Consider the following 1,518-nt stretch of genomic DNA (forward strand, 5'->3'; position numbering starts at 1 on the left):
TCGCCTTTCTTTAGAAAAACCCTTCACTTTGTGAGGGGTTTTTTGTTTATAAAAGGTTTTTTAATGCCTTCACTCCATAGGAAGCAACAGGGGTTAGAGTGATGATTAAAAAGTGTGTAAAAATTATTTATTATTTAATATTATCAATCGCAAAAGAAGTCGAAGTTTTGAGCAGTGTGGCGGAACGCACTTTTGCTTCTGTTGGTATTACCACTTTAAGTTCTACTATGTCCCTAAAAATTGACACTGGGTATTTATAAGATTTATGTTCTTTTTCCATCGCAACTGAGCCCATCTAAAACAAAACAGATTCCTGACTTAACATCACCCCTCTCATTTTTAAAACCCACTTGTAATTTCTATTCAAGCGTCTATCCAGTTAGTTGAGTAAATCATTCTAAGAATTGAGATGGGATAATTTGAGTATGTAAAATAAGCTATATTACGCAGGTTTGAAAATGATTTCAAACTCGGATAGCTTTTTTGTTACTTTTCAACAAAGTTATCTAAATTTACAAAGGCTTCTACAGAGGTAACTTTTTTTGTTTCTGCGGCAAATATCTCTGAAAGTTCCTTACAATTTCTAATCTTTTTGTTCTTGGAAAAACGCATAAAATACTATGTTTAATATGAACCATACATAGCTGATTTTGCGCATTTGGAAAGGATTTTGCGATAGCATTTTCAATAAATGTCAGTCCGTGCGAAGCTATCAATCCTGAGGTTTCAACTCCTCTTTCTTTTAATATTTCTTACTCCATCTGGCATAATGTTGCGCCTTCAGTTGGATGATTTACAATGCTCAGCGCTTCTCGTGAGCCATCTTCTTTAATACCTAAAATAGTATAAAATCTTCTTTACTAACTGATTTATCTCTTCTAATATCTATAAAAGTAGCATCAATATAAAGAACTAAATAATGAGGATCTAACTTACGTTTTAAATATATAGAAACTTCCTCACGGCTCTCTTTCATCAAATAATTAATTTTTTGTTTGCTGTAATCTTTACCTTAAATTCCTTTATAAACATCGCTTACTTGCTCGGTAGTTAATCCTCGTCTATATAGGCTAAATATAAGTTTGCGAAGTTCTTCGTTTCGCAGAATATTTAGTAAAACAGGATAAAATCCGCCATCACGATTACTGAGTACTTTTAAAATCATTTTTTTGTTAAAACCTCCAGCTTTTCTTTCTCGATAACCATTAACATAGTCCGTTGGATTATCTTGTTGATGTAAATGACGTTCACCTTTCATAATGGCATTCAAAGTCAGTTGCATTAATCAATTCGTTTCGTTTTCAGAATTTGTTAGTTCCAACATTAATTCCGGAATTTATTCTTGTGTAAAGTCCATAAGTCTGTAAGTTTATCATTTGTAATTTAAAATTACATTTTTTTTACTTTAATACTTTTTTTGAGATGTGCTGATACTTACTTATCTTTTATTATATTTACGGTATGGAAAAGTTTACAGGAGAAAGTATTTTAGAATTCACAGATAAGTTTAAAACTGAC

General features: G+C 31.4%; 1 protein-coding gene and 1 pseudogene. Both read right to left on the bottom strand.

All coding sequences use genetic code 11. The features are described from left to right. Window positions 1-524: 524 nt before the first annotated feature. Window positions 525-749, bottom strand: a complete 225-nt coding sequence (locus RCH18_RS16175) for a transposase (protein ID WP_442788178.1) — start codon at window positions 747-749, stop codon at window positions 525-527. A gap of 86 nt (window positions 750-835) precedes the next feature. Continuing rightward, a pseudogene (locus tag RCH18_RS16065) lies at window positions 836-1,282 on the bottom strand (transposase). Window positions 1,283-1,518 lie beyond the last annotated feature (236 nt).

This window comes from Flavobacterium sp. PL11 (assembly GCF_035985025.1).
Taxonomy (GTDB): Bacteria; Bacteroidota; Bacteroidia; order Flavobacteriales; family Flavobacteriaceae; genus Flavobacterium.